This is a genomic window from Trebonia sp. (genome assembly GCF_049794275.1).
Lineage (GTDB): Bacteria > Actinomycetota > Actinomycetes > Streptosporangiales > Streptosporangiaceae > Trebonia.
On sequence record NZ_JBARCR010000419.1, the window covers coordinates 1 to 5,530 of the forward strand.

Annotated in this window: 4 protein-coding genes and 1 pseudogene; 1 reads left to right on the plus strand and 4 read right to left on the minus strand. The window is 70.4% G+C overall.

The window, feature by feature from the left end; genetic code table 11:
* A pseudogene (locus tag WA805_RS11400) lies at positions 1-482 on the plus strand (hypothetical protein); the annotation flags it as partial.
* Positions 483-646: 164 nt separating this feature from the next.
* On the opposite strand, the gene clpB reads toward WA805_RS11400, so the two are convergent.
* The 4 genes from clpB to grpE all read right to left on the minus strand — a co-directional run.
* A complete protein-coding gene (gene clpB, locus WA805_RS11405) occupies positions 647-3,274 on the minus strand; it encodes an ATP-dependent chaperone ClpB (RefSeq protein WP_425242327.1) in 2,628 nt (875 codons plus the stop codon).
* A gap of 23 nt (positions 3,275-3,297) precedes the next feature.
* Positions 3,298-3,777, minus strand: coding sequence for a heat shock protein transcriptional repressor HspR (locus WA805_RS11410; RefSeq protein WP_422279420.1), 480 nt, complete (start codon positions 3,775-3,777; stop codon positions 3,298-3,300).
* 39 nt (positions 3,778-3,816) lie between these two features.
* Entirely contained in the window at positions 3,817-4,968 is a 1,152-nt protein-coding gene (gene dnaJ / locus WA805_RS11415) for a molecular chaperone DnaJ (protein ID WP_422289868.1), read from the minus strand.
* A gap of 18 nt (positions 4,969-4,986) precedes the next feature.
* On the minus strand, positions 4,987-5,530 hold a 544-nt coding region (grpE, locus tag WA805_RS11420), incomplete at its 5' end, for a nucleotide exchange factor GrpE (protein WP_422279424.1).

A 5,530-nucleotide genomic window follows, 5' to 3' on the forward strand; every position in this document is an offset into this window, starting at 1 on the left:
CGTCCGCGCCGCACGGCTCGCGGCCGGGTCCGCGGCCTGGCAACAACCCGGTCGGCTCGACGGCGACCGGCATGGGTACCACCCCGCGGGGCCGCCTAGGCTTCGGCGGAGATCGCGTCAAACGCGACCGTGACGCGTGGCTGCTCGCGGCCCGCGATCAGGTGGCTGATGAGATCACCGCGCTGCGACTGGCCCAGGACGCGCCGTCCGCCGAGCGGCTGCGGTTCCTCGCCGACCTGGCCACCCGCCTCGACACGCTGCTCACATGGCTGGCCGGTGAGCCCGCTGGCACCGGGAAACTCGCCGGGCTGACCGAACTGGCCGTCAAGCTCCGGGCGTGCGACACGCCCGGGGCACCCGCAGGCGCAGATCTCGACGCGCTCTGGAACGAGGCGATTCGCGTGCTGACCGAGTTCAGCCGGCCGCGGGCCGGGGATCCCGGTACTGAGGACCGCCACTTTTTCTGGAAGCGCCCCCGGTAAGCCCACCCTCGAAGACGCCCCGCCGCTCACCGGCAACGACCTGTCCCTGCTGGACGCCACCCACCGCCAGGGCCGACCCGGACCCAGAGGCCCAAACTCCCAGAAAACGGTTTGTCCCTGGTTTCTGCTGCCAGAGCAGCAGAAACCAGGGACAAAGTACTGACTCAGGCGACCTTCGCCGCCGAGCCGACCGTGAGCTCATCCGATGCAGGGTCCAGGTCGACGAGGACCTCGTCCCCGTCGGTGATCGAGCCGGACAGCAGGGCCCGCGCCAGCTTGTCGCCGATCGCGGACTGGACGAGCCGGCGCAGCGGCCGCGCTCCGAACACCGGGTCGAACCCCGTCAGCGCGAGCCATTCCCTGGCCGCCGGGCTCACCGTCAGCAGCAGCCGCCGGGCGGCGAGCCGCGCTGCCAGCCGATCGACCTGCAGGTCCACGATCCTGGTCAGCTCCGACGTGGACAGCGAGTCGAAGATGATCACGTCATCGAGGCGGTTGAGGAACTCCGGCTTGAACGCCGCGCGCACCGCGGTGAGCACCGCCTCCCGCTTCGCCCGGTCATCCAGGGCCGCATCGGCGATGAACGCCGAGCCGAGGTTCGAGGTCAGGATCAGGATCGTGTTACGGAAGTCCACGGTCCTGCCCTGCCCGTCGGTGAGCCGCCCGTCGTCCAGGACCTGGAGCAGCACGTCGAACACCTCGGAGTGCGCCTTCTCGACCTCGTCGAGCAGCACCACGCAGTACGGGCGCCGCCGCACCGCCTCGGTGAGCTGCCCGCCCTCCTCGTAGCCGATGTATCCCGGCGGCGCGCCGACCAGGCGCGCGACCGAGTGCTTCTCGCCGTACTCGCTCATATCGATGCGGATTATCGCCCGCTCGTCGTCGAACAGGAACTCCGCCAGGGCCTTGGCCAGCTCCGTCTTGCCGACACCGGTCGGCCCGAGGAACAGGAACGACCCCGTGGGCCGGTCCGGATCGGACACGCCGGCCCGCGCGCGGCGCACCGCGTCGGAGACGGCCTGCACGGCCGCGGACTGCCCGATCACCCGGTTGCCGAGCTCGGCCTCCATCCGCAGCAGCTTGCCGGTCTCGCCCTCGAGCAGCCGCCCGGCGGGGATTCCTGTCCACGCCGACACAACGTCTGCCACGTCGTCAGGCCCGACCTCTTCCTTCACCATCGGCGCCGCGGTCGGGATCCCGGTCGCAGCGTCAGCAGAGTCTTCGTCCGGACGGTCGGTGGCGATTGCCTCCGCGATCTCCGCGTCCAGGGTGGGGATCTCTCCGTACAGCAGCCGCGAAGCCGTCTCGTAGTCGCCGTCCCGCTGGGCGCGCTCGGCCTGGCCCTTCAGGTCGTCGAGCTTCTTCTTCAGCTCGCCCACCCGGTTCAGGCCGGACTTCTCCTGCTCCCAGCGCGCGGTCAGCGCGGTGAGCTGCTCCTGGCGGTCGGCCAGGTCGGCGCGCAGCTTCTCCAGCCGGTCCTTGCTCGCGGCGTCCGACTCGCGCGACAGCGCGAGCTCCTCCATCTTCATCCGGTCCACGATGCGGCGCAGCTCGTCGATCTCGACCGGCGAGGAGTCGATCTCCATCCGCAGCCGGGACGCGGACTCGTCCACCAGGTCGATCGCCTTGTCAGGCAGGAACCTGGCGGTGATGTAACGATCGGACAGCGTGGCCGCCGCGACGAGCGCGGCGTCCGAGATCTGCACCTGGTGATGCGCCTCGTAGCGGCCCTTGAGCCCGCGCAGGATCGCGATCGTGTCCTCGACAGAGGGCTCGCCGACCAGCACCTGCTGGAAGCGGCGCTCCAGCGCCGGGTCCTTCTCGATCCGCTCGCGGTACTCGTCCAGTGTGGTCGCGCCGACCATGCGCAGCTCGCCGCGGGCGAGCATCGGCTTCAGCATGTTGCCCGCGTCCATCGCGCCCTCGGCCGCGCCGGCGCCGACCACGGTGTGCAGCTCGTCGATGAACGTGATGACCTGACCGTCGCTCTGCTTGATCTCGTTGAGCACGGCCTTGAGCCGCTCTTCGAACTCACCGCGGTACTTGGCGCCCGCGACCATGCTGCCCAGGTCAAGCGCGATCAGCCGCTTGCCGCGCAGCGACTCGGGCACGTCGCCGGCCACAATCCGCTGGGCGAGGCCCTCCACGACGGCGGTCTTGCCGACGCCGGGCTCGCCGATCAGCACCGGGTTGTTCTTCGTCCGCCTCGACAGCACCTGAACCACCCGGCGGATCTCGGAGTCACGGCCGATGACCGGGTCCAGCTTGCCGTCCTTGGCCTGCTGGGTCAGGTCGACGCCGTACTTCTCCAGCGCCTGGTAGGTGCCCTCCGGGTCCTCGCTTGTGACCCGGGCGCTGCCGCGCACCTGGGTAAACGCCTCTGTCAGCGCGTCAGCCGTGGCGCCGGCCTCGCGCAGCAGCGTGGCCGCCTGCCCTCCGTCGGCCGCCAGGCCGACGAGCAGGTGCTCGGTGGAGACGTACTCGTCGCCCAGCTGCTGGGCGCGGTTCGTCGCGGTGTTGATGACGCCGAGCAGCTGACGGGACAGCTGCGGCGCGGTGGTGGTCGAGCCGCGCATCTGCGGCAGCTGCGCGATGTGCTCGGCAGTCTCCTTGGCGATGACGCCCGGATCGGCGCCGACCGCCTTGAGCAGTGATGCCGCGATGCCCCCGGTCTGGTCGAGCAGGGCGGCAAGCAGGTGCAGCGGGTCAACCTGTGGGTTGCCGTCCGCCGCGGCGCGCCGCGCCGCGATGGACAGCGCCTCCTGGCTATTGCGAGTGGGCTTGAAGTCCATCGGTGTGTGTTCCCCTTTGTGCCTTATTCACTTTTGTCGTGCTCGTCGCCCGCTTGCGGCGACGCCGGGTGCCAGAACGTCACCCGGGTAGAAGCGCGGACCGGCACCAGCGCGGCCGCCGGATCGGGGGTCCTGGACCGCCGGAGCTCGGCCAGCCGGGCCGCGACCGCCCGGGTGGACTCGAGTTCCTCCCGCAGCCGGGCCACCTCGGCGTGCAGCTCGGCCGCCATCAGCCTGGCCTGCTCGAGCTCGCGCTCGAGGTCGAGGATCCGCTTGATGCCGGAGAGGTTGATCCCCTCCTCCTGCGACAGCCGCTGTATCTCGCGCAGCGCGAGGATGTCGCGCATCGAGTAGCGGCGGCCGCCGCCGGTGGTGCGCCGCGGGGCGACCAGTCCGACGCGCTCGTAGCCGCGTAGCGTCTGCGGGTGCATGCCGGACAGGTTCGCGGCGACGGAGATGACGTAGACGGGCATCTCGTCGGACAGCTCGTAGGGGCTGCTCATGTCATCTCCTTTCTCTTCTGCAGCTGTTCATGGTGAAACTCAGTTCTGCTTCGCCCGCTTGAGCAGTTCCTCCCGCGGGTCGGTGCCTGACGTCGCGATGCGCAGGTCCTCAAGCGCGGACCGGGCCTTGCTGTTCAGGTCCTGCGGCACGGTTATGTCGACCGTGGCGAGCAGGGCGCCCAGCGTCCCGTCCTTCTTGCGGACACCGCGCCCGGGAACCCGGAACACCTGTCCGTTCGGGGTGCCCGGCGGGACGCGGACCGTGACCGCGGGCCCGCGGTGCGTGGGCACCTTGATCTCCGCCCCGAGCGCGAGCTCAGAGATGGTCACCGGCACCGCGACGGTCAGGTTGTCACCGTTCCGGCCGAAGACCGGGTGCGGTTTCACGTGAACCCGGACATACAGGTCGCCGTTCCTGCCGCCGTGCTCGCCGGGGGCGCCCTTGCCGGGAATCCGGATCCGCTGCCCGTCGGCGACGCCGGCGGGTATCCGGGCCTGGATGGTGCGCGAGCTCATCGCGCGGCCGCTCCCGCTGCAGGACTGGCACGGGTCGTCCACCACCAGGCCGCGGCCCCGGCAGGTCTTGCACGGCTCGGACATTCCGAAGCCGCCAAGGTTCCTGCTCTGCTGGCCCGTGCCCTGGCAGTCCGGACAGACCCGCGGCACGGTGCCTGCCTTGGCTCCGGTGCCGTGGCAGACCGGACAGGGTCCCTCACCGGTCAGCCGCAGCGCCACGGTCGCGCCGTCGATCGAATCGCCGAACGGCAGCGTGGTTTCCGTCTCTACATCCGCGCCGCGTCGCGCCCGGCTCTGCGCCGTGCCGCCGCGGCCGCGGAAGATGCCGCCAAGCACGTCACCAAGACCGTCGCCGCCGAACAGGTCGCCAAGGTCGAAGGTGCTACCGCCGGCGGCACCGCCCCTGGTGCCAGTCGGCACCCGGAAGCCGCCGCCGAACATCGAGCGAGCCTCGTCGTACTCCTTGCGCTGCTTCTCGTCGGACAGGACGTTGTACGCTTCGGTGATTTCCTTGAAGCGCTCCCCGGCGTCCGCGTTCCCCTTGTTCGCGTTCGCGTCCGGATGGTACTTACGCGCGAGGTCGCGGTATGCCTTCTTGATGTCGGCAGTCTTCGCGGTCTTGGGCACGCCCAGCGTCTTGTAGTAGTCCTTCTCGAGGTAATCCTTCGTGCTCATCTGGCCTCGCTGGGCTCTTTAGTCGTTGCTGCTTCCGTCTGGCCCTGTGGCGGGCTCCGCGACCGCCACCCTGGCCGGGCGGAGAATCCGCTCGCCTACTCGGTAGCCGGGCTGGAGGACCTCCACGCAGGTGTCCTCCGTGACGTCCGGCGAGTAGCTATGCGTCAGCGCCTCGTGGATCTTCGGGTCGAACGTGTCGCCGCGCTGGCCGTAACTGACCAGCCCGAGCTTGGTGAGCGCCGCCTGCAGCGAGTCGGCGACGGACTTGAAGCCGCCGGACAGCTCACCGTGCTCCCGTGCCTGGCCGATGGCGTCGAGCACGGGCAGCAGCTCGGTGAGCGCGCCGGCGACGGCGTGCTCACGGACTGCGGCCCGGTCCCTGTCCACCCGCTTGCGGTAGTTCGCGTACTCGGCCTGCAGTCGCTGCAGGTCCGCGGTCCGCTCGGCGAGCTCGGTGCGGATCTTGTCCGCCGCGGCCCGGTCCGCGGCCACCGCCGCGGGGTCGGTCTCGTTCGGCATAGCTTCGGCTCCGTCGCCATCGTCGGCCCTGCCGTGCCTGGGC

What these genes read in the sequence shown, in the direction of transcription:
- clpB (WP_425242327.1), bottom strand. Translation starts at nt 3,274, where the DNA reads ATGGACTTCAAGCCCACTCGCAATAGCCAGGAGGCGCTGTCCATCGCG.
- WA805_RS11410 (WP_422279420.1), bottom strand. Translation starts at nt 3,777, where the DNA reads ATGAGCAGCCCCTACGAGCTGTCCGACGAGATGCCCGTCTACGTCATC.
- dnaJ (WP_422289868.1), bottom strand. Translation starts at nt 4,968, where the DNA reads ATGAGCACGAAGGATTACCTCGAGAAGGACTACTACAAGACGCTGGGC.